Annotated in this window: 20 protein-coding genes and 1 pseudogene; 10 read left to right on the top strand and 11 right to left on the bottom strand. The window is 70.7% G+C overall.

Annotation, left to right across the window (positions count from 1 at the left end):
• Positions 1-120: 120 nt before the first annotated feature.
• Entirely contained in the window at positions 121-1344 is a 1224-nt protein-coding gene (locus ACIBU0_RS13575; RefSeq protein ID WP_398816403.1) for an arginine deiminase, read from the top strand.
• A gap of 132 nt (positions 1345-1476) precedes the next feature.
• Entirely contained in the window at positions 1477-2484 is a 1008-nt protein-coding gene (gene argF, locus ACIBU0_RS13570; RefSeq protein WP_398816400.1) for an ornithine carbamoyltransferase, read from the top strand.
• A gap of 116 nt (positions 2485-2600) precedes the next feature.
• Here argF and ACIBU0_RS13565 read toward each other — a convergent pair whose 3' ends face one another.
• On the bottom strand, positions 2601-3053 hold the full coding sequence (locus ACIBU0_RS13565) for an ATP-binding protein (protein WP_398816397.1): 453 nt from the start codon (positions 3051-3053) through the stop codon (positions 2601-2603).
• A 325-nt stretch (positions 3054-3378) separates the two neighbouring features.
• Here ACIBU0_RS13565 and ACIBU0_RS13560 point away from each other — a divergent pair, with 325 nt between their 5' ends.
• Together ACIBU0_RS13560 and ACIBU0_RS13555 are read left to right on the top strand one after the other, a co-directional pair.
• A complete protein-coding gene (locus ACIBU0_RS13560) occupies positions 3379-4206 on the top strand; it encodes an enoyl-CoA hydratase family protein (RefSeq protein WP_398816394.1) in 828 nt (275 codons plus the stop codon).
• Entirely contained in the window at positions 4206-6578 is a 2373-nt protein-coding gene (locus ACIBU0_RS13555) for a bifunctional salicylyl-CoA 5-hydroxylase/oxidoreductase (protein WP_398816391.1), read from the top strand. The genes ACIBU0_RS13560 and ACIBU0_RS13555 overlap by 1 nt, the downstream gene beginning before the upstream one ends.
• 31 nt (positions 6579-6609) lie before the next feature.
• Here ACIBU0_RS13555 and ACIBU0_RS13550 read toward each other — a convergent pair whose 3' ends face one another.
• Both ACIBU0_RS13550 and ACIBU0_RS13545 read right to left on the bottom strand, forming a co-directional pair.
• Positions 6610-7422: a PaaX family transcriptional regulator C-terminal domain-containing protein gene (locus tag ACIBU0_RS13550; RefSeq protein WP_398816388.1), complete on the bottom strand. Its 813-nt coding sequence runs from the start codon at positions 7420-7422 to the stop codon at positions 6610-6612.
• Positions 7423-7437: 15 nt separating this feature from the next.
• Complete coding sequence (locus tag ACIBU0_RS13545; RefSeq protein WP_398816385.1) at positions 7438-9051, bottom strand: AMP-binding protein; 1614 nt, start codon at positions 9049-9051, stop codon at positions 7438-7440.
• A 199-nt stretch (positions 9052-9250) separates the two neighbouring features.
• Here ACIBU0_RS13545 and ACIBU0_RS13540 point away from each other — a divergent pair, with 199 nt between their 5' ends.
• Both ACIBU0_RS13540 and ACIBU0_RS13535 read left to right on the top strand, forming a co-directional pair.
• Positions 9251-10552, top strand: coding sequence for an acyl-CoA dehydrogenase family protein (locus ACIBU0_RS13540; RefSeq protein WP_398816382.1), 1302 nt, complete (start codon positions 9251-9253; stop codon positions 10550-10552).
• Entirely contained in the window at positions 10549-10947 is a 399-nt protein-coding gene (locus ACIBU0_RS13535) for a RidA family protein (RefSeq protein WP_398816379.1), read from the top strand. Before ACIBU0_RS13540 ends, ACIBU0_RS13535 begins: the two co-directional genes overlap by 4 nt.
• A gap of 24 nt (positions 10948-10971) precedes the next feature.
• On the opposite strand, the pseudogene ACIBU0_RS13530 reads toward ACIBU0_RS13535, so the two are convergent.
• Positions 10972-11167: pseudogene (locus ACIBU0_RS13530) on the bottom strand (DUF5999 family protein).
• 262 nt (positions 11168-11429) lie between these two features.
• Here ACIBU0_RS13530 and ACIBU0_RS13525 point away from each other — a divergent pair.
• Positions 11430-11873 (top strand): DUF6299 family protein, encoded by a 444-nt coding sequence (locus tag ACIBU0_RS13525; protein WP_398816376.1) that lies wholly within the window; start codon positions 11430-11432, stop codon positions 11871-11873.
• Positions 11874-11953: 80 nt separating this feature from the next.
• On the opposite strand, the gene ACIBU0_RS13520 is transcribed toward ACIBU0_RS13525, so the two are convergent.
• The gene (locus tag ACIBU0_RS13520; protein WP_398816373.1) at positions 11954-12868 is read right to left on the bottom strand and encodes an NAD(P)-dependent oxidoreductase; all 915 of its coding nucleotides are present in this window, start codon (positions 12866-12868) and stop codon (positions 11954-11956) included.
• A 139-nt stretch (positions 12869-13007) separates the two neighbouring features.
• Between ACIBU0_RS13520 and ACIBU0_RS13515 the strand changes: the two genes are divergently transcribed.
• A complete protein-coding gene (locus tag ACIBU0_RS13515; RefSeq protein ID WP_398816370.1) occupies positions 13008-13604 on the top strand; it encodes a TetR/AcrR family transcriptional regulator in 597 nt (198 codons plus the stop codon).
• A 35-nt stretch (positions 13605-13639) separates the two neighbouring features.
• On the opposite strand, the gene ACIBU0_RS13510 is transcribed toward ACIBU0_RS13515, so the two are convergent.
• The 3 genes from ACIBU0_RS13510 to modA are packed head-to-tail and all read right to left on the bottom strand — an operon-like array spanning position 13640 to position 16550.
• Positions 13640-14815, bottom strand: a complete 1176-nt coding sequence (locus ACIBU0_RS13510) for an ABC transporter ATP-binding protein (protein WP_398816367.1) — start codon at positions 14813-14815, stop codon at positions 13640-13642.
• A complete protein-coding gene (locus ACIBU0_RS13505; protein ID WP_398816364.1) occupies positions 14812-15705 on the bottom strand; it encodes an ABC transporter permease in 894 nt (297 codons plus the stop codon). Before ACIBU0_RS13505 ends, ACIBU0_RS13510 begins: the two co-directional genes overlap by 4 nt.
• Positions 15702-16550: a molybdate ABC transporter substrate-binding protein gene (gene modA / locus ACIBU0_RS13500; protein WP_398816361.1), complete on the bottom strand. Its 849-nt coding sequence runs from the start codon at positions 16548-16550 to the stop codon at positions 15702-15704. Before modA ends, ACIBU0_RS13505 begins: the two co-directional genes overlap by 4 nt.
• Before the next feature lie 178 nt (positions 16551-16728).
• Here modA and ACIBU0_RS13495 point away from each other — a divergent pair, with 178 nt between their 5' ends.
• Entirely contained in the window at positions 16729-17421 is a 693-nt protein-coding gene (locus ACIBU0_RS13495; RefSeq protein WP_398816358.1) for a M24 family metallopeptidase, read from the top strand.
• Positions 17414-17944: a hypothetical protein gene (locus ACIBU0_RS13490; RefSeq protein WP_398816355.1), complete on the top strand. Its 531-nt coding sequence runs from the start codon at positions 17414-17416 to the stop codon at positions 17942-17944. Before ACIBU0_RS13495 ends, ACIBU0_RS13490 begins: the two co-directional genes overlap by 8 nt.
• A 25-nt stretch (positions 17945-17969) precedes the next feature.
• Here ACIBU0_RS13490 and ACIBU0_RS13485 read toward each other — a convergent pair whose 3' ends face one another.
• The 3 genes from ACIBU0_RS13485 to ACIBU0_RS13475 all read right to left on the bottom strand — a co-directional run bounded on the left by ACIBU0_RS13485 (position 17970) and on the right by ACIBU0_RS13475 (position 21597).
• Positions 17970-19220, bottom strand: coding sequence for an ATP-binding protein (locus tag ACIBU0_RS13485; protein WP_398816353.1), 1251 nt, complete (start codon positions 19218-19220; stop codon positions 17970-17972).
• A 368-nt stretch (positions 19221-19588) separates the two neighbouring features.
• Entirely contained in the window at positions 19589-20929 is a 1341-nt protein-coding gene (locus tag ACIBU0_RS13480; RefSeq protein WP_398816351.1) for a methylaspartate mutase, read from the bottom strand.
• Positions 20929-21597, bottom strand: coding sequence for a cobalamin B12-binding domain-containing protein (locus ACIBU0_RS13475; RefSeq protein WP_398816348.1), 669 nt, complete (start codon positions 21595-21597; stop codon positions 20929-20931). The genes ACIBU0_RS13480 and ACIBU0_RS13475 overlap by 1 nt, the downstream gene beginning before the upstream one ends.
• Between the last annotated feature and the right edge of the window lie 123 nt (positions 21598-21720).

Here is a 21720-nt window from a genome sequence, read left to right as displayed (position 1 = left end):
GAACCCCCTCTTTTTCGTCATGTAGACGATAATGGTGAGGCCTGCTTGTCGTCAAGGGGACGAAAACAAGAGGGGGGCAAGTAGGGGGTGAACGCGGCTCCCGATGGTCAGGATGGAGACATGGCATTCCATGTCGACTCCGAGGCCGGGCGGCTGCGCCGCGTCATCCTGCACCGGCCGGATCTCGAGCTCAAGAGGCTCACCCCCAGCAACAAGGACGCGCTGCTCTTCGACGACGTGCTGTGGGTGCGCCGGGCGCGCGCCGAGCACGACGGGTTCGCCGATGTGCTGCGCGACCGTGGTGTCGCCGTCCACCTCTTCGGCGACCTGCTCACCGAGGCCCTGGAGATCCCGGCGGCCAGGAAGCTCGTCCTGGACCGGGTCTTCGACGAGAAGGAGTACGGGGTGCTCGCCACCGACCACCTCCGTGCCGCCTTCGAGGGCCTGCCCGCGCGTGAGCTGGCCGAGGCCCTCGTCGGCGGCATGACCAAGCGGGAGTTCCTGGAGGCGCACCCCGAGCCGACCTCCGTGCGCTTCCATGTCATGGAGCTCGACGACTTCCTCCTCGCGCCCCTGCCCAACCACCTCTTCACCCGGGACACCTCCGCCTGGATCTATGACGGCGTCTCCGTCAACGCGATGCGCTGGCCGGCCCGGCAGCGCGAGACCGTGCACTTCGAGGCGATCTACCGGCACCATCCGCTGTTCCGCGACGAAACGTTCCACTTCTGGTCCGAGGGCCAGGCGGACTACCCCTCCACCATCGAGGGCGGCGACGTCCTGGTCATCGGCAACGGGGCGGTGCTGATCGGCATGAGCGAGCGGACCACCCCCCAGGCCGTCGAGATGCTCGCCCACAAGCTGTTCGCCGCCGGGTCGGCGCAGACGATCGTGGCCCTCGACATGCCCAAGCGACGTGCCCTGATGCATCTGGACACCGTGATGACGATGGTCGACGGCGACGTCTTCACCCAGTACGCCGGGCTCGGCATGCTCCGTTCGTACACCATCGAACCGGGCGCCGGCGACAAGGAGCTGAAGGTCACCGACCATCCGCCGGAGCACATGCACCGCGCGATCGCCGCCGCCCTCGGGCTGAGCGAGATCCGCGTGCTGACCGCGACCCAGGACGTCCACGCGGCCGAGCGCGAGCAGTGGGACGACGGCTGCAACGTGCTGGCCGTCGAACCCGGTGTCGTCATCGCCTACGAGCGGAACTCCACCACCAACACGCACCTGCGCAAGCAGGGCATCGAGGTGATCGAGATTCCGGGCAGCGAGCTGGGGCGGGGGAGGGGCGGGCCGCGGTGCATGAGCTGTCCGGTCGAACGGGAGGCCGTGTAGGGAGGTGAGGCCGTCCGGGGTCGAACGGGCGGCGGAGCTGAGCCGTCCCCGGTCGAACGGGTGGCCGTATAGAAATGCTGAACGTCGTATAGACTTCCATAGTCCCTGTTCCCGTACCTCTGGAGCGCCCCCATGGCGACTGTCCCGACCGCCCTCGCCGGCCGCCACTTCCTCAAGGAGCTCGACTTCACCGAGCAGGAGTTCCGCGGGCTGGTCGAGCTGGCCGCCGAACTGAAGGCCGCCAAGAAGGCCGGGACCGAGACGCAGTACCTGCGGGGCAAGAACATCGCGCTGATCTTCGCGAAGACCTCGACGCGTACGCGCTGCGCGTTCGAGGTCGCGGCCGCCGACCAGGGCGCCTCGACGACCTACCTGGACCCCTCGGGCTCGCAGATCGGGCACAAGGAGTCCGTGAAGGACACCGCGCGCGTGCTCGGGCGGATGTACGACGGGATCGAGTACCGCGGGGACAGCCAGCAGAAGGTGGAGGAGCTGGCGCAGTACGCGGGCGTGCCCGTCTACAACGGCCTGACCGACGACTGGCACCCCACCCAGATGCTGGCCGACGTGCTGACGATGACCGAGCACAGCCGCAAGCCGCTCAAGGAGATCGCCTTCGCCTACCTGGGCGACGCCCGCTTCAACATGGGCAACTCCTACCTGGTGACCGGCGCGCTGCTCGGCATGGACGTACGGATCGTCGCCCCGAAGACCTACTGGCCCGCCCAGGAGATCGTCGACCGGGCCCGGGAGCTCGCCGAGACCAGCGGGGCGCGGATCACCCTCACGGAGGCGGTCGAGGAGGGCGTGGCGGGCGCGGACTTCGTCGCCACCGACGTGTGGGTCTCCATGGGGGAGCCGAAGGAGGTCTGGGACGAGCGGATCGCCGCGCTCGGCTCTTACGCCGTGACGATGGACGTGCTGCGTGCCACGGGGAATCCGGACGTCAAGTTTCTGCACTGTCTGCCGGCTTTCCATGACCTCGGCACGAAGGTGGGGCGCGAGATTTTTGAGAGCCATGGTCTGGAGTCGCTGGAGGTGACCGACGAGGTGTTCGAGTCGGAGCACTCGGTGGTCTTCGACGAGGCGGAGAATCGGATGCACACGATCAAGGCCGTGCTGGTGGCCACGTTGGCTTGAGTCCGGAGGAGCGCCGTAGGGGTGTAAGTCGGCTGCCGGCTGCTGGTCGTGTGTGGCTGGTCGCGCCCACGCGGCGGTAGCCGCAAATTCAAAACAGCCCCGCGCCCCTTAGGGCATCACAGCGGGCGGCGTTGAGCCGGTACGGTCGGCAGGCGGAACCAGACCGCCTTGCCCGAGTCCGTCGGACGGTGGCCGCAGGACGAGCTCAAGGCGCGGATCAGGAGCAGGCCCCGTCCGTGCTCCTGCCAAGGATCCGGCTCACCCTCGGCCGGTCGGGTGAGGTTGCCCGGCGGTGCCGGGTCCGGGTCGTGGACCTCCACCTGGCAGCCGGACGGCAGCAGCTCCACCACCAGCTCTATGGGGCCGTCGCCCGCGGTGTGCTCCACGGCGTTCGCGACCAGTTCCGCCGTGAGCAGCTCCGCGGTGTCGCTGTCGGCGGCGTGCTCCAGCTCGGCCAGCGCCGTACGGATCAGCGCCCGTGCGACGGGCACGGCCGCGGCGGTGTGCGGCAGTGCGATGCGCCAGGAGGCGGAGGCGGCGGAGCGATCGTGCAAGGCGGGTCCGTTCATGAGCAGGCTGTCCTGCTTTCAACCTTATGAATGGTACGGCGCCACCCCGCAGCGACGTCCGGCGGGCACCGTTCGGGACCTTCGGCCCCGACTGCTGAGCGGCTTACCCGGATGAACGGCCGGCCTCGCGCGGCTGATCCCGCCGTTACGCGGGTGTCGACGAGCCGTGACGGATGTGACGGGGCCGGATCACATGGTCACACCCGGATGGCTTATTGCGTGCTCGTGACGACAGTCAAAGTTGGGTGATAGCTTCGAAGGTAGAGCTCGAAGGGGAGAGCTCAGTGCACCGGTGCCCGCCGTCCGCCCGAGGAGGCCGCACGTCATGAGTCCCTTCACCGGCTCCGCCGCCCGCACCTCCGAGTGGAAGCATCTGCGGGTCGAGCACACCGACGGGGTCGCCACCGTCACCCTCGCCCGCCCCGAGAAACTCAACGCGCTCACCTTCGGCGCCTACGCCGACCTGCGCGATCTGCTGGCCGAACTGTCCCGGGAGAAGGCGGTACGGGCCCTGGTGCTGGCCGGCGAGGGGCGCGGCTTCTGCTCCGGCGGTGACGTCGACGAGATCATCGGCGCGACCCTGGCCATGGACACCGCCCAGCTCCTCGACTTCAACCGGATGACCGGGCAGGTCGTGCGAGCCGTACGCGAGTGCCCGTTCCCGGTCATCGCGGCCGTGCACGGGGTGGCGGCGGGGGCAGGGGCGGTCCTGGCCCTCGCGGCCGACTTCCGGATCGCCGACCCCACCGCCCGTTTCGCCTTCCTCTTCACGCGCGTCGGCCTGTCGGGCGGTGACATGGGCGCGGCCTATCTCCTGCCGAGGGTCGTGGGCCTCGGCCACGCCACCCGCCTGCTGATGCTGGGCGAGCCGGTGCGCGCTCCGGAGGCGGAGCGCATCGGCCTGATCAGCGAGCTGACGGACGAGGGGAGGGCGGATGAGGCCGCGGGAGCACTCGCCCGCCGCCTGGCCGACGGCCCGGCCCTGGCGTACGCCCAGACGAAGGCCCTGCTGACGGCCGAGCTGGACATGCCACTGGCGGCGGCGGTGGAAATGGACGCCGCGACGCAGGCCCTCCTGATGAACGGCGAGGACTACGCGGAGTTCCACGCGGCCTTCACGGAGAAGCGCCCTCCCAAATGGAGGGGACGGTGATGGGGCCGACCTCAGGGGCGCGGGGCGGGGTTGAATCTGCGGCTACCGCCGCGCGGGCGCGACCAGCCCCCACAAACCCGCAGCCGCCGACGATGACCAGCCACCCCCTACGCGTCGCAATCATCGGCGGCGGCCCCGGCGGCCTCTACGCAGCAGCGTTGCTGAAACGCCTCGACCCGTCCCGCGAAGTAACCGTCTGGGAACGCAACGCCCCCGACGACACCTTCGGCTTCGGAGTGGTCCTCTCCGACGAAACCCTCGGCGGCATCGAACACGCCGACCCAGTCGTCTACGCGGCGCTCCAAGACCACTTCACCCGCTGGGACGACATCGACATCGTCCACCGAAGCACCCGCCAGACCTCCGGAGGACACGGCTTTGCCGCACTCGGCAGGAAACGCCTCCTGGAAATCCTCCACGACCGCTGCCACACCCTCGGCGTAGAACTCCGCTTCCGCTCCGAAGCCCCGTACCCCGCCTGGCTCGCCGAGACATACGACCTCGTCATCGCGGCCGACGGTGTGCACAGCACCACCCGCGAGGCCTACGCCCATGTGTTCCGCCCCCATGTGGCCGAACACCACTGCCGCTACATCTGGCTGGCCGCCGACTTCGCCTTCGACGCCTTCCGCTTCGAGATCGCCGAGACCGAGCACGGCGTGATGCAACTGCACGGCTACCCCTACGCGGCCGACGCCTCCACCGTCATCATCGAGATGCGCGAGGAGGTGTGGCACGCGGCCGGGTTCGACGAAGTCGCCCCGCAGGAGTCGGTCGAGCGCTGCGCCAAGATCTTCGCGGAAGCGCTCCGCGGACGGCCCCTGAAGTCCAACAAGTCGGCCTGGACCACCTTCCGCACGGTCGTCAACGAACGCTGGTCGCACGACAACATCGTCCTGCTCGGCGACGCCGCCCACACCGCCCACTTCTCCATCGGCTCCGGCACCAAGCTCGCCGTCGAGGACGCCCTCGCCCTCGCCGCCTGCCTGGAGGAACGGCCGGACCTCGGGGGCGCGTTGCGGGCGTACGAGGAAGAGCGCAAGCCGGTCGTCGCCTCCACGCAGCGTGCCGCCCGCGCCAGCCTGGAGTGGTTCGAGAACCTCGGTCTCTACCTCGACCAGCCGCCCCGCCAGTTCGCCTTCAACCTGCTCACCCGCAGCCGCCGCGTCACCCACGACAACCTGCGCCTGCGCGACGCCCACTTCACCGAGGCCGTGGAGCGAGCCTTCGGCTGCCCGCCCGGCACGCCCCCGATGTTCACCCCGTTCCGCCTGCGCGGCCTCACCCTGCGCAACCGCGTCGTCGTGTCCCCGATGGACATGTACTCGGCCACCGACGGAGTGCCCGGCGACTTCCACCTCGTCCACCTCGGCGCCCGCGCCCTCGGCGGCGCCGGCCTGGTCATGACCGAGATGGTGTGCGTCAGCCCGGAGGGGCGGATCACCCCCGGCTGCGCGGGCCTCTACACGGGCAGGCAGGCCGAGGCCTGGAAGCGGATCGTCCGGTTCGTGCACACCCAGGCACCCGGCACCGCGATCGGCGTGCAGCTCGGCCACAGCGGACGCAAGGGCTCGACGAAGCTGATGTGGGAGGGCATCGACGAGCCCCTGGACGACGGCAACTGGCCGCTCGTGGCCCCGTCCCCGATCCCGTACAAGCCGTACAGCCAGACCCCGCGCGAGCTCACCCGCGCCCAGCTCACCGACATCCGCGAACAGTTCACGGCCGCGGCCTGGCGGGCCACCCGCGCCGGCTTCGACCTCCTCGAACTGCACTGCGCGCACGGCTACCTGCTCTCCAGCTTCCTCTCACCGCTCACCAACCTCCGCACGGACGCCTACGGCGGCTCCCTCGACCGACGGCTCCGCTTCCCGCTGGAGGTCTTCGACGCCGTACGCGGCGTATGGCCCGAGGAGCGGCCCATGACCGTCCGGATCTCCGCCACCGACTGGGCCGAGGGCGGCACCAGAGCCGAAGATGCCGTCGAGATCGCCCGCGCCTTCGCAGCCCACGGCGCCGACGCGATCGACGTGTCGACCGGGCAGGTCGTGGCCGACGAGCAGCCGGAGTTCGGGCGGTCGTACCAGACGCCGTACGCCGACCGGATCCGGCACACCGCCGGCCTGCCGGTGATCGCCGTCGGTGCGATCTCCTCCTGGGACGACGTCAACTCCCTGATCCTTGCGGGCCGTACGGACCTGTGCGCCCTCGCCCGCCCCCATCTCTACGACCCCCACTGGACGCTGCACGCGGCGGCCGAGCAGGGCTACCAGGGGCCGGGCGTCGTCTGGCCGGCGCCGTACCGGGCGGGCAGTCGCCGCCCGCAGACCGGCCGCACGGACGCCCCCAAGCCCCGCCTGACGCTCGGCTGAGGATGGGGTGAGTGGTCCTCGGTGCGCCCGGTCACAGGCCCACGAACACGGCCCCCGCGTCCCGCAGGCGTGCGTGCAGTTCCCGGAAGACGGCCGCCGAGCGCGCGCCCGGCCAGTCCTCGGGCAGCAGCCGGGCGGGCAGGCCGGGGTCGGTGTACGGGAGGTGGCGCCAGGAGTCGAGGGCGAGGAGGTAGTCGCGGTACGCCTCCTCGGGCGGAGTGTCCTTCCGGCGCTCCCAGTCCTGCAGTACGCGCGCGTGCCGGTCGAGGAACTCCTCGTGCTCCTTGGCGATCGCGGCCAGGTCCCACCAGCGGGCGACGGCCTCCGCGGTCGCCGCGAAGCCCAGGTGCTCGCCGCGGAAGAAGTCGACGTACTCGTCCAGCCGCAGCCGCTGCAGGGTGTGCCGGGCCTCCTCGTAGAGCCGCGCCGGCGCGATCCACACACCGGGAGCCGCCGTGCCGAAGCCGAGTCCGGCCAGCCGGGAGCGCAGCACATGCCGCTTCTGCCGCTCCGACTCCGGCACCGAGAACACCGCGAGCACCCAGCCCTCGTCCTCGGGCGGCGCGGTCGTGTAGATGCGCCGGTCGCCGTCGTCGAGCAACTGGCGGGCGTCCGGTGACAGTTCGTACCCCGCCGCGCCCTGTGCCGTACGGGCCGGAAGCAGCAGCCCGCGCCGCTTCAGCCGGGACACCGACGAACGGACCGACGGGGCGTCCACGCCGACCGCGGCCAGCAGTCTGATCAGCTCGGCGACCGGCACCGGGCCGGGCATGTGGCGGCCGTAGGCGCCGTAGAGCGTGACGATGAGAGACCGTGGTGCATGCTGGTCGGACACGTTGATCATCTTAGGTCGTACGGATCACTGCTGGTCACCCTGCGGGTCACCACCGTCGCGCAGCCGGAACCGCTGGAGCTTGCCGGTCGCGGTGCGCGGCAGCGCGTCCAGGAAGACGATCTCACGCGGGCACTTGTACGGCGCCAGCTCCGCCTTGACGAACGAGCGCAGCGCCTCCGCGTCCCGTCGCGCACCCTCCCTGAGCACCGCGTATGCCACCACGACCTGCCCGCGCGCCTCGTCGGGCCGCCCCACCACCGCTGTCTCCAGTACGTCCGGGTGGCGCAGCAGCGCCTCCTCGACCTCCGGGCCCGCGATGTTGTAACCGGCCGAGATGATCATGTCGTCCGCGCGGGCGACATAGCGGAAGTAGCCGTCACTCTCCCGGACGTAGGTGTCGCCGGTGACGTTCCAGCCGTCGCGCACGTACTCGCGCTGGCGGGGATCGGCGAGATAGCGGCAGCCGACCGGCCCGCGCACGGCCAACAGCCCCGGCTCCCCGTCGGGCCTCTCCCGGCCCTCCTCGTCGACCACGCGCGCGTGCCACCCCGGCACCGGCACTCCCGTCGTGCCCGGCCTGATGTGCTCGTCGGCCGCGGAGATGAAGATGTGCAGCAGCTCGGTGGCGCCGATGCCGTTGATGATGCGCAGCCCGGTCCGCTCGTGCCAGGCCTGCCAGGTGGCGGCGGGCAGGTTCTCGCCCGCGGAGACGCAGCGGCGCAGGGAGGTGATGTCGTGCGAGTCGAGTTCGTCGAGCATCGTGCGGTAGGCCGTCGGCGCGGTGAACAGCACGGACACCCGGTGTGCGGCGATCGCGGGCAGCAGCTGCTTGGGTCCGGCCTGTTCGAGCAGCAGGGCGCTGGCGCCGGCCCGCATCGGGAAGATGACGAGCCCGCCCAGTCCGAAGGTGAACCCGAGCGGGGGACTGCCGGCGAAGACGTCGCCCACACGGGGGCGCAGCACATGTTCCGAGAAGGTGTCCGCTATCGCGAGCACATCCCGGTGGAAGTGCATACAGCCCTTGGGCCGTCCGGTGGTGCCGGAGGTGAAGGCGATGAGGGCGACGTCGTCGGCCGCGGTGTCGGCGGCGGGATACGGCGCGTCGGGCGCCGGGCGGCGCAGCAGGTCGTCGGGGGCGTCACCGCCGTACGTGGTGATGCGCAGCCCGGGTATCTCGGCCTTGGTGAGGTCGTCCACGGCGCGGACGTCGCACAGCGCGTGCCGCACCCGGGCGATCTCGCACATGGTCCGCAGCTCGTGCGGGCGCTGCTGGGCCAGCACGGTGACGGCCACCGCGCCCGCCTTCAGTACCGCCAGCCAGCAGGCGGCCAGCCAGGGCGTGGTCGGGCCGCGCAGCAGCACCCGGTTGCCCGGGACGACGCCGAGGTGGTCGGTGAGCACATGTGCGAGCCGGTCGACGCGGGCGCGCAGTGTGCCGTACGTCCATGTGGTTCCGGACGGTGTGTGGAACACGGGCCGCTCGTCGTCGGGGCCGGCGAGCAGTTCGGCGGCGGCGTTGAGCCGTTCGGGGTAGCGCAGCCCCGGCAGGTCGAAGCGGAGCTCGGGCCACTGGTCGGGCGGTGGCAGATGCTCGCGGGCGAAGCTGTCGACGTGGGCGGAGCGGTGCAGACCGGCCATGGCGGTTCGCCCCCTTGCCGTGTGGGCTGCCTTGTGGGCGTCGTGCTGCTGGGCGTGGTGGTGGGCTCGCACAGGGAGCGTATCGTGTTGGTGACGACAGTCAATGGTGCGCGATATCGTCGGAGAGGTCGGGCGAAGAGGTCCGTCGAGCAGGTCGTCGGGAGCGTCCGTCGCGGACGGCTCCGCCGGGAGGTCGGCAATGCCCGCATTCTCACTCGATCCGCCGCAAACCGCCTGGTGTGCCGAGCTGCGCACCCTGGCCGCCGAACGCCTGCGCCCGCTCGCGGAGAAGGGTGAACCGGGGCATGTGAACCGCCCGCTGCTCGCCGAGCTCGGTCGACTGGGGTTGCTGGAGCGGCTGTTCACCTCCGGCGCCGTCGATCTCTGCCTGATGCGCGAATCCCTCGCGTACGCCTGCACGGAGGCGGAGACCGCACTCGCGTTGCAGGGCTTGGGCGCCCATCCGGTCCACGCGTCCGGCACCCCGGCCCAGCGGGAGCGCTGGCTGCCCAGGGTGGCCGACGGGAGCGCGGTCGCGGCTTTCGCGCTGAGTGAACCGGGGGCCGGGTCGGACGCGGCGGCGCTGGAACTTCGGGCGGAACCGGAGCGGCCTCGGAGCGGCGGGCTTGGAGCTGTCGAAACAGGGGGCACTGACGCGCCCCTGAAGGGGCGCGGGGCAGTGTCGACCAGCGGCTCCGCCGCGGGGCGCGACAAGCCCCCACCGGCCCGCAGCCGGCCAACCACCAGCACCCGGCAGACGCTGCACGCCACGCCCGACGGCCCCACCCGCTGGCGGCTCACCGGTGAGAAGTGCTGGATCTCCAACGCCCCCGAGGCCGACTTCTACACCGTCTTCGCCCGCACCACCCCCGGCGCCGGCGCACGGGGTATCACCGCGTTCCTGGTCCCGGCCGACCGCCCGGGCCTTACCGGAGCGGGCCTCGACATGCTGTCCCCGCACCCCATCGGCACCCTCGTCTTCGACGGCGTCCCCGTCACCGCCGACGACGTGCTCGGCGAGCCCGACCGCGGCTTCCGGGTCGCGATGGGCACCCTCAACCTCTTCCGGCCCAGCGTCGGCGCCTTCGCCGTCGGTATGGCCCGGGCGGCCCTGGACGCCACCCTCGCCCACACGGCCGAACGGGACGCGTTCGGCGGCAAGTTGAAGGACCTCCAGGCGGTCGCGCACCAGGTCGCCGAGATGGCCCTGCGCACGGAGGCGGCCCGTCTCATGGTGTACGCGGCGGCGACGGCGTACGACGAAGGCGCCCCGGACGTCCCGAAGCGCGCCGCGATGGCGAAACTGCTCGCCACCGAGACCGCGCAGTACGTGGTCGACACGGCGGTCCAGCTGCACGGTGCCCGTGCCCTGCGCCGCGGTCACCTGCTCGAACACCTCTACCGCGAGGTCCGCGCCCCGCGCGTCTACGAGGGCGCCAGTGAGGTCCAACGCGGCATCATCGCCAAGGAGTTGTACGCGACCATGGAGGCCGGCCAGTGAGCACCGAGCGCGTCAACCCGCCCGACCTGTCCCCGCCCACCGGCTTCTCCCACGCGGTCGTCGCCACCGGCTCACGGATCGTCTTCCTGGCCGGCCAGACCGCCCTCGACACGGACGGCAAGGTCACCGGCGACACCCTGCCCGAGCAGTTCGAACGGGCCCTGACCAATCTGCTGGCCGCACTCGCCGCAGCCGGAGGAACCCCCGCCCACCTCGCCCGCGTCACCGTCTACGCCACCGACGTCGCCGCGTACCGCGCCCAGGCGGCTGAACTCGGCCGCGTCTGGCGGCGGTCGGCGGGGCGTGACTACCCCGCGATGGCGGTCGTCGAAGTCGTACGCCTCTGGGACGAACAGGCGCTGGTGGAGCTCGACGGATTCGCCGTGCTGCCGTAGCTCCCGCTCATGCGCGGGTCCCGCTCACGCGGCCATCGCGAGCCGCTCGGCCGGCACCCGGTGCGGCGCGACGACGCGGCCGTCGGGCAGCAGCTCACCGCTGTCGTCGAAGACGATCGCGCCGTCGCAGAGCAGGCTCCAGCCCTGCTCGGGGTGTGCGGAGACCACATGGGGGGGCGTGGCTGTCGGAGGAAGGGCACGAAGGCTGGTGGGAACACATGGCGCACCTCCATATCGGGTGGACGAGCCGTGTGGTTCGTCCATATGGGTAGACCATGCTCCCGCCTCGCAGTGTCGATATGCGGCTCCGCCGCGGGCATCGGAACGGCCGGTCGTGAACCGTGACAACACGCGGACAACACGCTGACCGATCCACGAAGGTCGAAGCGGACTCGCCACCGAGTGGGTGACGGTCACGTCCGCGGGCACACCCGCCGGGTACGAGTGGAAGGCCCCACTCCGCTCACTCGGGAGGTCATCCCATGCCCCTGCGCCCCGCTCTCGCCACCGCTGCCTGCGCCGCCCTGCTCCTGCTGGTCGCCGCACCCTCGGCCCCCGCCGACTCCACGGCGCTCGCCGACCCGAAGGAGACCGTGACCATCGACTCCGTGGGCACCATGGCCGCGGACGGCACCGTCACCCTGTCCGGCACCTACCGCTGCGTCGACAACGTGGGTCCGGTGTACGTGAGCTCCTCCATCGGGCAGCCGTCCGAGAACTACCGGTACTCCATCGGCGGCACCCCTGCCGTGTGCGACGGCAAGCTGCACCGCTGGGAGAACACGAGCAGGCCCTCCCCGACCACCCTCAAGCACGGCAAGGCGGACGTCGAGGCCACCATCGTGGAACTCCACCCCGTCGGCATCCTGCCCCTGCCCCGCTTCCACGCGCTGATGAAGGAGGACATCACTCTGTCGAAGGCGTGACGGAGCCCCCTACCGCATGACTCGGACGGTGCGCGCCCCTCCCCCTTTCCGACCGGCAGGGGCGCTGCCGATCGTCCGGCTCATGCACGCTCCTCCGGATCGCCGTCGGTCCGGGCCTCCAGCGCCCGCAGCACGGCAACCATGTCCTCGCCGCCGTGACCGTGTGCCACGGTCTCCTGGAAGAGGGTGTGGCAGACGTCGAGGACCGGGGAGGCCACACCGGCCTTGCGGGCGGCCTCGGCGATCAGCCGGTTGTTCTTCAGCACGTCCCCGGCGGCCGCCTGGACGCCGAAGTCGCGGGCCAGCAGCTTGGATCCCTTGGCGCGGGAGACGGCGCTGGCCATCGGGCCCGCGTCCAGGACGTCCCGGAGCAGGTGCTGGTCGAGTCCGTGCCGGCCGGCGAAGTGGAACGCCTCGGTCAGCCCGGTGACCAGAGTGATCAGGAACAGGTTCACCGAGAACTTCATCAGCAGCGCGCCCGGCACCGGACCACAGCCGAACGTCTCCCGGCACAGGGGCGCGAGCAGCGGCCGTACGGCCGCCACGGCGGCGTCGTCGCCCGCCAGCATCCCCACCAGTTCGCCCCGCTCGGCCGGAACGCGGGAGCCGGAGACCGGGGCCTCGACGTACCTCCCGCCCGCCGCCCGGACGTCGTCCTGGAGGCCGTTCGAGTACTCGGCCGAGGTCGTGCCCATGTGGACGACCGTGTGACCGGCGACCCGCACGGCGAAGTCCGGGGTGCCGCGCCCCAGCACCGCATCGACGGCGGCCTCGTCGGCCAGCATGAGGATCACGGTGCCGGCCCGGTCGAAGACCTCGGCGGCGCTCGCCGCGACCTCGGCTCCGGCGGCGCGCACGGGCGCGCAGCGGCCGGGAGTGCGGTTCCACACGACGAGCGGCGTCCCGGCGCGGGCGAGGTTGAGCGCCATCGGCTGCCCCATGACCCCGAGGCCGATGAACCCACAGACCTGAGGCACCGCTGAACCCGTGGACATGGGGCACCACCACCGCTTCCGAGCCGCCGGACCGACTATGACAGCGGTCATAGTAGTCGCCGCTATGACGGCGGTCATAGGGTGGATTCCAGGCCGGAACGCTGACGAGGCCGCAACGTTCACGACAAGGGAAGAGGGGATGGCGGTGTCCGAACGAGGGCCGCGCGAGCGGATGGTCTTCAGCGCGGCTCAGCTCATCCGGCGCGACGGGGTCGCCTCCACCGGGATGCGCGAGGTCGCCGCCCACGCCGGCGCGCCGCGCGGTTCGCTCCAGCACTACTTCCCCGGCGGCAAGGAACAGCTGGTCAACGAGGCGGTGGGCTGGGCGGGACGCTACGCGGGCAACCGCGTCGCCCGCTTCCTCGCCGCGCTGCCCGAGCCGACGCCCAGCGGGCTGTTCGACCGGATGGTGCGGCAGTGGACCGACGAGTACGAGGCCGCAGGGTTCGCGGGCGGCTGCCCGGTGGCGGCCGCCACCGTGGACTGGGCGGGGTCCACCGCCTCCACGCGCGAGGCCGCCGCGGCCGCGTTCGCCACCTGGACCGGCCCGGTGGCGCGCGCCCTGGCCGACATGGGCGTGCCCGAGGAACGGGCCGACGCCCTCGCCACGCTCATGATCAGCACGTTGGAAGGGGCCATCCTGATCGCCCGCGCCGAGCGTGACGTCCGTGCCCTGACGACCGTCGCGCGGGAGCTGGGGCCGCTCCTCGACGCGGCGGTGAGCAAGGAGGGCTGACGGGCCCCGTCCGCGTCCGGCCGGATACGCGTGCGTCAGGCCGGATAGGCGTGCGTCTGTGCCGCCTTCACCGCCGCCCAGACCCCGGCGCCCGGATGGAGGCCGAGTTCGGCGGCGGCGACCGTGGTGAGGTCGGCGGTGAGTGGGAACGCACCGGTGAGGGCCGCGCGGATCTGGTCGCCGTGGGTTTCCAGGCCGGCCACCTCGCAGCGCCAGAGGTTGCGCGCGCTGGCGCCGGTCGGACGGTCGCGGTAGAGGGTCACCGCGGTCGGCGGGAAGGTGACGAAGACCGGTCCGGTGAGGTCCTCGGTGGTGGTGATCGCGGGGCCCGTGTCGAGTCGTACGGTGTGTCCTTCGGCCTCGCCCTTGTAGAGGTTCAGGCCCACGAGATGCGCGATGTAGTCCGTCCGCGGGTGGCGGGCGATGTGGGCCGGTGTGCCTTCCTGCACCACATGGCCGTCCTCGATGACGACCAGGCGGTCCGCCAGGACCATGGCGTCGAGCGGGTCGTGCGTGACGAGCACCGCGACCGCCTCGAAGTCGGCCAGGTGACGCCGGAGTTGGGCACGGACATCGAGGCGGGTGCGCGCGTCGAGTGCGGCCAGGGGCTCGTCGAGGAGCAGCAGCCGCGGGTGGGTGGCCAGGGCGCGGGCGAGGGCGACGCGCTGGGCCTGACCGCCGGAGAGGTGACGGGGCTTGGCGTCCGCGTGCTCGGCGAGGTCCATCCGCCGCAGCCACTCGGCGGCCCGCGCCCGTGCCTCCTTCTTGGTGGCGCCGTGGCAGCGGGGGCCGAAGGCGACGTTGTCCAAGGCGGTGAGGTGGGGGAAGAGCAGGTAGTCCTGGAAGACGACGCCGACCGGGCGCGACTCCGGTGGCGTACGGTCCAACTCCGCGCCGTCCAGCCGCAGATGGCCGTCCGTCAGCGGGACGAGGCCGGCCAGCGCGCGAAGTGCCGTGGTCTTGCCGGCGCCGTTGGGGCCGAGCAGCGCGACGACGTCACCGGGGGCGGCCTTCAGCTCCACGTCGAGGCGGAAGCGGCCCCGGTCGACCACGAGACGGGCATCCAGCCCCTCGTCGGCGGAACGTGAGGCGGCGTCGGTGACGGTGACGATGTCGGCCTCGGCACCGGCACCGGCACCGGCCTCCGTCTCGGCGTCGTGCACGGCCTTGTCGATCTCGCCGATCTCGCCGATCTTGTCGATATCGGTCATGAGGCAGTCATCCAGCGGTCGCGCAGCCCCGCGAGGACCGCGATCGAGACGGTCAGCAGGACGAGGCTGAGGGCGATGGCCGCCTCCGGGTCGCTCTGCAGGGCGAGGTAGACGGACAGGGGCATGGTCTGCGTACGGCCGGGAAAATTGCCCGCGAAGGTGATCGTCGCGCCGAACTCGCCGAGCGCCCGTGCCCAGGCGAGGACCGCGCCCGCGGCGACGCCCGGCGCGATCAGCGGCAGCGTGACCCGGCGGAACGCGGTGAAGCGGGAGGCGCCCAGCGTGGTCGCGGCCTCCTCGTAGCGCGGGTCGGCGGCCCGCAGCGTGCCCTCGACGCTGATGACGAGGAACGGCATGGCGACGAACGCCTCCGCGACCACGACCCCCGCGGTGGTGAAGGGCAGGGTGACCCCGAACCACGCGTCCAGCCACTTCCCGACGACCCCGCCCCGGCCGAGCGCCATCAGCAGCGCCACACCCCCGACCACCGGGGGCAGCACGAGCGGCAGCGTGACCAGGGCCCTTACGAGCCCGCGCCCGGGGAACTCGACGCGGGCCAGCAGCCAGGCCAGCGGCACGCCGATCACCAGGCTCACCGCGGTGGCCGCCGTCGCGCACAGCAGGGACAGCCGCAGGGCCTGCCACACCTCGGGGCTGGTCAGCTGGTCCGGCAGGCTGTGCCAGGGGGTGCGGACGAGCAGGGCGATCAGCGGCACGATCAGGAACGCCAGGCCCACGAGTGCCGGCAGGAGCAACGGCAGGGGCACGGGGCTGCGCCGACGCGACAGGGCCGGCGGCCGGCGGCACCACCCCGTGGCCCGGCCGTGCCGGCGCCGCGGCCCGCCCCTCAGGGTGTCGGCCGCGGCACCGGACTCGTCCAGCGGGGTCATGGCTTGAGGAACCCGGCCTCGGTCAGGACCTGCCGGCCCTCCGCGGACCGCACCAGCGCGATGAACGCCTCGGCGGCCTCCGCGTTGGGCGCGTCCTTGAGCAGGGTGATCGGATAGTCGTTGACGGCGTCGGCGGACTCGGGGAACTCCACGCCCTCCACCTTGTCACCCGCGGCCTCGACATCGGTCTGGTAGACGACCGCGGCGTCCGCCTCCTTCAGCTCGACCTTGGTCAGGGCGGCCTTGACGTCCTGTTCGTACGACACCGGCGTGAGCTTCAGTCCGCCGGCGTCGAGGGCCTTCTGCGCGGCGGCGCCGCACGGCACCTCCTTGTCGCACAGGACGACCTTCAGGCCGGACTTGGTGAGGTCCTTCAGGGAGGAGATCTTGTCCGGGTTGCCCGGCAGGGTGGCGATCTCCAGCCGGTTGCGGACGAAGGCGGCGGGCGTACCGGAAGCGTCCCCGGCGTCGGTGACGATCTTCATCGTCTTGGGGCTGGCGGAGGCGAACACGTCCGCCGGAGCCCCGCCGGTGATGCTCGCGGCCAGCGCGTCGCTGCCGCCGAAGCTGAAGGTCACCTTCGTGCCCGGGTGCTCCCGCTCGAACTGCCGGCCCAGCTTCTCGAAGCTCTCCTTGAGCGACGCGGCGGCGAAGACGGTGACCGTGCCGGACAGCTTCGGGGACACGGACGCCGATGCGGAGGAGCCCGATCCGGCGGACGAGGAGTCGTCGGAGGAGGAGCAGGCGCTCAGGGCCAGCAGCGCGGCGGCACTCGCGCCGGTCACCTGCAGCAGGCGGCGGGTGCGACGGGTGGGACGGGCCCGGCGCACGGAACAGGTTGTCACGGATCTACTCCTCCTCATGGACGCATACGCTGAGCATAGTGCCGCACATGCGAGGTGAAAGTCCCTTGTCGCTTCGCATGAGCCCGCACAGAGGTTGCGATGGCTGGTATATGCGTTCGTACGGGAGCTCCGTAATCCCGGTTGCCGCGCAACGATCTCGCGACCTACCTTCGAGTCCATGGCGGATGACGAACCCACGCGCGCGGCACGGCTGTTGGACGCTCAGGCGAAGGCCGAGCGGCTCTTCGCGGAGATCGAGGAGCGCGGCCTCGTCGCCCCGGGGGAGGGGGAGCGGGCGGTCAGCGACCGGATCCGGGATCTGGCGAACGAGCTGTTCGGCACCACCCGGCACTGGCACAAGCGGATCGTGCGCTCGGGGCCGAACACGCTGATGCCGTACCGCGAGAACCCGCCGGACCGGGTGATCGGCGCGGAGGACATCGTGTTCGCCGACTTCGGGCCGATCTTCGAGGAGTACGAGGCCGACTTCGGCCGGACCTTCGTCCTCGGCGACGACCCGGTCAAGCACCGGCTGCGGGACGACCTGCCGAAGATCTTCGCCGCCGGCAGGCGGTTCTTCGAGAGCGATCCCGACATCACCGGCAAGCGGCTGTACGCCGAGGTCGAGCGGCTGGCCGCCGACGCCGGCTGGGAACTCGGCGGCTGGCACGCCGGGCACCTGGTCGGGGAGTTCCCGCACGAGTGGATCGACGGCGCCGACGTGGAGTCGTACATCGCACCCGCCAACGACACCCCGATGCGGCGCACCGACAAGGCCGGACGCCGCTGCCACTGGATCCTGGAGATCCATCTCGTCGACCGGGAACGGCAGTTCGGTGGCTTCTACGAGGAGCTGCTCACCCTTGGCTGACGGTCCCGCCTCCCTCGCCGCGGCGGCCGCGGCCGTGGTCACGCTCATGCTGAGCGGCTGCGCCGAGCAGGCACAGTCCGTGCACACCGCCCGGAGCGAGGCACCCCGGGCGACCGCGGCGGCTGCTTCTGCGTCCCCCGGTCTCCGGCAGGACGAGGAGCCGGTGCGGGCACGCTTCCCGGAGTTCGGAGACTTCTCCTCCACGCTCTGGAAGGGCGAAGCGCTCGGCGGCACCGACCGGACTTCGGTGCCCGGTCCCACGGACGTGCGGATGTCCGGCATCGTCCGGCTCACCGACGCCGACGCGGCCCGGCTGCGGAAGGACTACGCCTGGCAGGACACGTCACGACAGCCGGAACTCCCCGGCGGCCTGCGCGCACAGGTGCCGGCCGGCGCCCGGTGGCAGACGAGCGCCGACTTCACCCGTGCCGTCACCGGGGACCGCTACACGGCGACGTTCCTTGCCGACCTGGAGCGGAAGGTGCTCATCTTCGACGCGGTGAACCCGGAGAGGAAGGGATGACGCCTCCCTCGAATGAACTTCCCCATCACTGGAGCATGCCGATCACTTCACGGATGTGCCCCAGCATGGAGTAGCGGTACTCCGATCCGCGGCCGACCTGGAGCATGGATCGATCGACGAGGTCGGAGATGATGTCGACCAGATGCGGCACGTCGTCGGCGACGGCCTCCCGGTCCGGACGGCCGAGGAGATCCTTGATCGTGAAGGCTTCGAGGGACGCGGACAGCCAGTGGAGAAGGCGGCGCTCCTCCTCCCCGAGCATCCCGTAGCTCCAGGTGACGCTCTCGACGAGGGTTCGCTGATGAGGAAGGCCGGCAACGCTCGGCTGGGTGACGATCTGGCGAACCGGCGCCTCGAGCAATGTGTCGATCGATAAAGAGCGCAGCCGCAGCGCCGCCACCTCCAGCGCGAAAGGCATTCCGTCCAGCTTGCGGCAGATCTCCGTGACGGCGGACCCGCGGCCGGTCAGGTCCAGGTCCGAGCATGCGGCCTGCGCGCGGTAGAGGAACAGCTGCTCGGCATCGACCGCGGACAGCGGCCGAACCTCCACGGTCTTCACCCCGGCTGCGGCCACGGCATGCCGAGAAGTGATCAAGATCCATAGATCGGGAAACTCCGCCAGCAGCCGCTGGCACGCCCGGACCGCGGGCGTCTGCAGATGTTCGATGTTGTCGATGACCACCAGCCGCCGCATCGCTGCGGAACCCTCGCCTCGCGATTCCTCGGCCGGCAAGGCCGCGCAGACCGCGTGCCGGATGGCCGTCTCGTCGTGGTCCTCGGACGTCTCTCCGAGACGGACGATCGAGACGCCTCCTGCGAACTGACTTCGCACACGGTCCGCGACGGCGAACGCCAGCTTCGTCTTGCCGACGCCCCCAGGTCCGACCAAGGTGGTCCACCGGCCTCGATGCAGACTGTCGCACGTGCGGGAGATGTCGTTCTTCCGCCCCACCAGCCAGTCGTGACCGTCTCCGGGACGCACGCCGTTCGACGTCGACACCCCTGCCGGTCGACCGGAAAGGGCTGCAGACCTTTCTGTCCCGTTCCTGTCGGTGAAATCCCGAAGCACATACTCGGCCTCGAAGAGCCCCGCCTCCTGGAAAGCCGCCACCACGAGCGACAGCGACGAGTTCCGGGGCGACTGCACCGCACCGGTCTCTATGTTCCGGACAGTTCGTACGCTCACTCCGGAGCGATCAGCGAGTTCCTCCTGGGACCAACCCGCATCCATACGTTGCCGGGCGAGTAATCCCCCGAGATTGTTGCCCTGTCTCATCGTGCACACCCTCGGTCCCAAGTCCTGAGATCGAGCAGACACCAAATCGCGCAGCAATCCATCCAGCATCGAGAATCAGAAGTACTCACAGGCCCCCGTAAGTCACTTCGCAATGAACTGGTCACGAACAAGCGTGCTACCAAGGCTTCCTGTCTGTGCCTCAGGCGTCAACCCTCGGTGGGACCTTGATCACATGGCGTCGGCAGAGCCGGGCGTCAACCCGCCCGCCCCTCGACATCCCCCTGTCAGGGATGACTTCATTCGGTAATCAACGACCGGATGGCGGGGGCGGGTCCCCGTATGATGTTGATCACATCGGATCTCATGGCGGTGAGTCGGCACGCATCAGAGCACCGAGAAAACCTCAGTCATGAAGCCACATTTCGTGATGACGGCGGAGAATCGCCGCGAGACGCGTCTCGCGGCGATTCCTGGTCGTATCGGCGCCGCACATAGGTGAGTGCGGTCATGAGTTCCGTGGAATGCATGGGGCGAGCACCGTTGATGTCGGCGATATCGCTGATCGGAAGGGCGCCCAGAGCGGTCCAGCGCAGGCGACCGTCGGAGTCGATGGCCGCGCGTGTACGCCCGGCGTTGTCAGGATGCAGGCAGAACGGGACGTCCAGGTATCCGCGACGGAATGCGGTGAGCAGTGCCCGGCCGACATCGGGATCAAGCTCCAGCACCGCGTCCACCAAGGCCCGTGCCTCCCGCTCGACGGTGCCCTCGGCGGGCACGGCGGCGCCGTGGCTCACCGCGTCGTGCCGCAGGTCCTCGGCGAAGGCCGCGGCGATTTCGAGTGCGTGGACGTTCTCGGCGACCGTGGGGATCCGCGATGCTTCCGAGGCCGTCTTGACGATGAGTCGCGCCGATCCGGTCCGCACCGCCAGCCGGACCGCCTCACGCAGCAGCAGGCGCGCACCGGTCGCCGTCTGCGGGTAGACGCCCATGTACGCATACACCACTATGTGCCGATCGATGTCGCCCAGACGCTCTTCGGCGATGCGCGCCAGAGCGTTGACGGCCTCGATGTCCTGGTCAGGGCTCGTCTGCTGGGCGTAGCTCAACGAGACATCGGTGATGCCGTGGTGGCGGAAGAAGCACGCCTCCAGGACGCTGAGCGCCACCAGCATGCTCGGCGGACACAGCTGGCCGAGCATGCAGCCGCCGAAGGTCTCCAGATGCGGCCTTCGACCGGTCCCGGTCGTTGCGGCAAGCTCCCGGCAGGCTGCTGACCACGCCGTGATCGAGGCGTCGAGTGGCGTCCTGCTGTACGGCAGACAGTAGGAGACCGGACCGCCCTCGGTCGCGTCGAGCCCGGCGGCGATCAGCGCGGACACGATCGCACGCGGGTCGGGTGCGCCGTGGCGGACCTGGACCGGGAAATCCGGGCCCATGACGCCTCGCAGGACCGACTCCGTCGTCGCCGGTCCGCGCAGCACGATCGGGTATCCGTTGAGCGGGGCGCCGTTCGCCAGCGCCTTCCGTGCGGCTTCGTGCTGGCCCAGCCGGGTGTAGCTGTCGACGGTGATCGTGCCCGCTGTCGTCGCTGCCGCAGACTTCGTAGCCATCAGCCCGGCCCGCATCCCGGCCGGATCGCTGAGTCCCATTCTCGGCTGGACCACGAGCCGACCGGCGGCGTGTGCAGCCGCGACGTACGCGCCGAAGGAAGGCGAAGGCGGGGCGGACGGCCGGTCGGCGCGGGCCATCACGAACTCCCGGCGGCCAGCGCGCAGACGAAGGAAGTGAATTCTCTGATCGCACCCGGGTTGTCGGGGTACACCGCGTCGAACCCGGCGGACAGAAGGCGCTCGGCATCCTGTCGTCCTCGGTCGGAGGTGCTGAGTTTGCCGCCGATGACGACAGGCATCCCGGCCGGCGCGCCCGGTGCCCGCAGATGCTTGATGGCTGTCAACGCGTCCTCCGTCCCGTGACCGTTGACGGTCCCGAGGACGAGCAGGTCGGGACGGAGCCGTGAGCACTCCTCCGCGAGGACCGTCGCGGGAACGCACGGACCGAGGTTGTGGACGTGATGCCCCGATTCCTCGAGCAGGAGCTGCAGGAAGACCAGGTTCCAGGTGTGCGCATCGGACTCAGTACCCGACACGACCACGTTCAGCTGCTTCCGCCCGGTCGGTTCCTGCACGGGTCCCGACGGTGCCGACGGCCTGGCGAGCAGTCGCGTCGGCGGCGATTCGTTCCCCATGGAGCCCGATGATGCACGCTGCCGGATTGCCTGAACCAGGCATGAACCACGGCAACTGACAGGCACGTTCGACGCGGCGCGGGCGGGAAGCCGGCCTTTCGGCCGGCTGACTTTGCCGCCCGAGTTTCCTGGTGCCGCCCGGCCGGGGGTGAGCATGATCGTGAACCACACGACTCGGATGTTCGCAGGAGGCGGGGCAGTCGGACGGACAACAACCGCGCATTCGACCTCATCGTCTTCACGGCGGACGTCGGATCAGGATCCTGGCGATGAATCACTGATCTCGACGCCCTC

Origin of the sequence: Streptomyces sp. NPDC049627, assembly GCF_044465645.1 — a bacterium.
Lineage (GTDB): Bacteria > Actinomycetota > Actinomycetes > Streptomycetales > Streptomycetaceae > Streptomyces.
This window is presented reverse-complemented; position numbering and strand designations above follow the sequence as displayed.

Coding starts and splice junctions, on each gene's coding strand:
- ACIBU0_RS13575 (WP_398816403.1), top strand. CDS start 121: ATGGCATTCCATGTCGACTCCGAGGCCGGGCGGCTGCGCCGCGTCATC.
- argF (WP_398816400.1), top strand. CDS start 1,477: ATGGCGACTGTCCCGACCGCCCTCGCCGGCCGCCACTTCCTCAAGGAG.
- ACIBU0_RS13565 (WP_398816397.1), bottom strand. CDS start 3,053: ATGAACGGACCCGCCTTGCACGATCGCTCCGCCGCCTCCGCCTCCTGG.
- ACIBU0_RS13560 (WP_398816394.1), top strand. CDS start 3,379: ATGAGTCCCTTCACCGGCTCCGCCGCCCGCACCTCCGAGTGGAAGCAT.
- ACIBU0_RS13555 (WP_398816391.1), top strand. CDS start 4,206: ATGGGGCCGACCTCAGGGGCGCGGGGCGGGGTTGAATCTGCGGCTACC.
- ACIBU0_RS13550 (WP_398816388.1), bottom strand. CDS start 7,422: ATGATCAACGTGTCCGACCAGCATGCACCACGGTCTCTCATCGTCACG.
- ACIBU0_RS13545 (WP_398816385.1), bottom strand. CDS start 9,051: ATGGCCGGTCTGCACCGCTCCGCCCACGTCGACAGCTTCGCCCGCGAG.
- ACIBU0_RS13540 (WP_398816382.1), top strand. CDS start 9,251: ATGCCCGCATTCTCACTCGATCCGCCGCAAACCGCCTGGTGTGCCGAG.
- ACIBU0_RS13525 (WP_398816376.1), top strand. CDS start 11,430: ATGCCCCTGCGCCCCGCTCTCGCCACCGCTGCCTGCGCCGCCCTGCTC.
- ACIBU0_RS13520 (WP_398816373.1), bottom strand. CDS start 12,868: ATGTCCACGGGTTCAGCGGTGCCTCAGGTCTGTGGGTTCATCGGCCTC.
- ACIBU0_RS13515 (WP_398816370.1), top strand. CDS start 13,008: ATGGCGGTGTCCGAACGAGGGCCGCGCGAGCGGATGGTCTTCAGCGCG.
- ACIBU0_RS13510 (WP_398816367.1), bottom strand. CDS start 14,815: ATGACCGATATCGACAAGATCGGCGAGATCGGCGAGATCGACAAGGCC.
- ACIBU0_RS13505 (WP_398816364.1), bottom strand. CDS start 15,705: ATGACCCCGCTGGACGAGTCCGGTGCCGCGGCCGACACCCTGAGGGGC.
- ACIBU0_RS13495 (WP_398816358.1), top strand. CDS start 16,729: ATGGCGGATGACGAACCCACGCGCGCGGCACGGCTGTTGGACGCTCAG.
- ACIBU0_RS13485 (WP_398816353.1), bottom strand. CDS start 19,220: ATGAGACAGGGCAACAATCTCGGGGGATTACTCGCCCGGCAACGTATG.
- ACIBU0_RS13480 (WP_398816351.1), bottom strand. CDS start 20,929: ATGGCCCGCGCCGACCGGCCGTCCGCCCCGCCTTCGCCTTCCTTCGGC.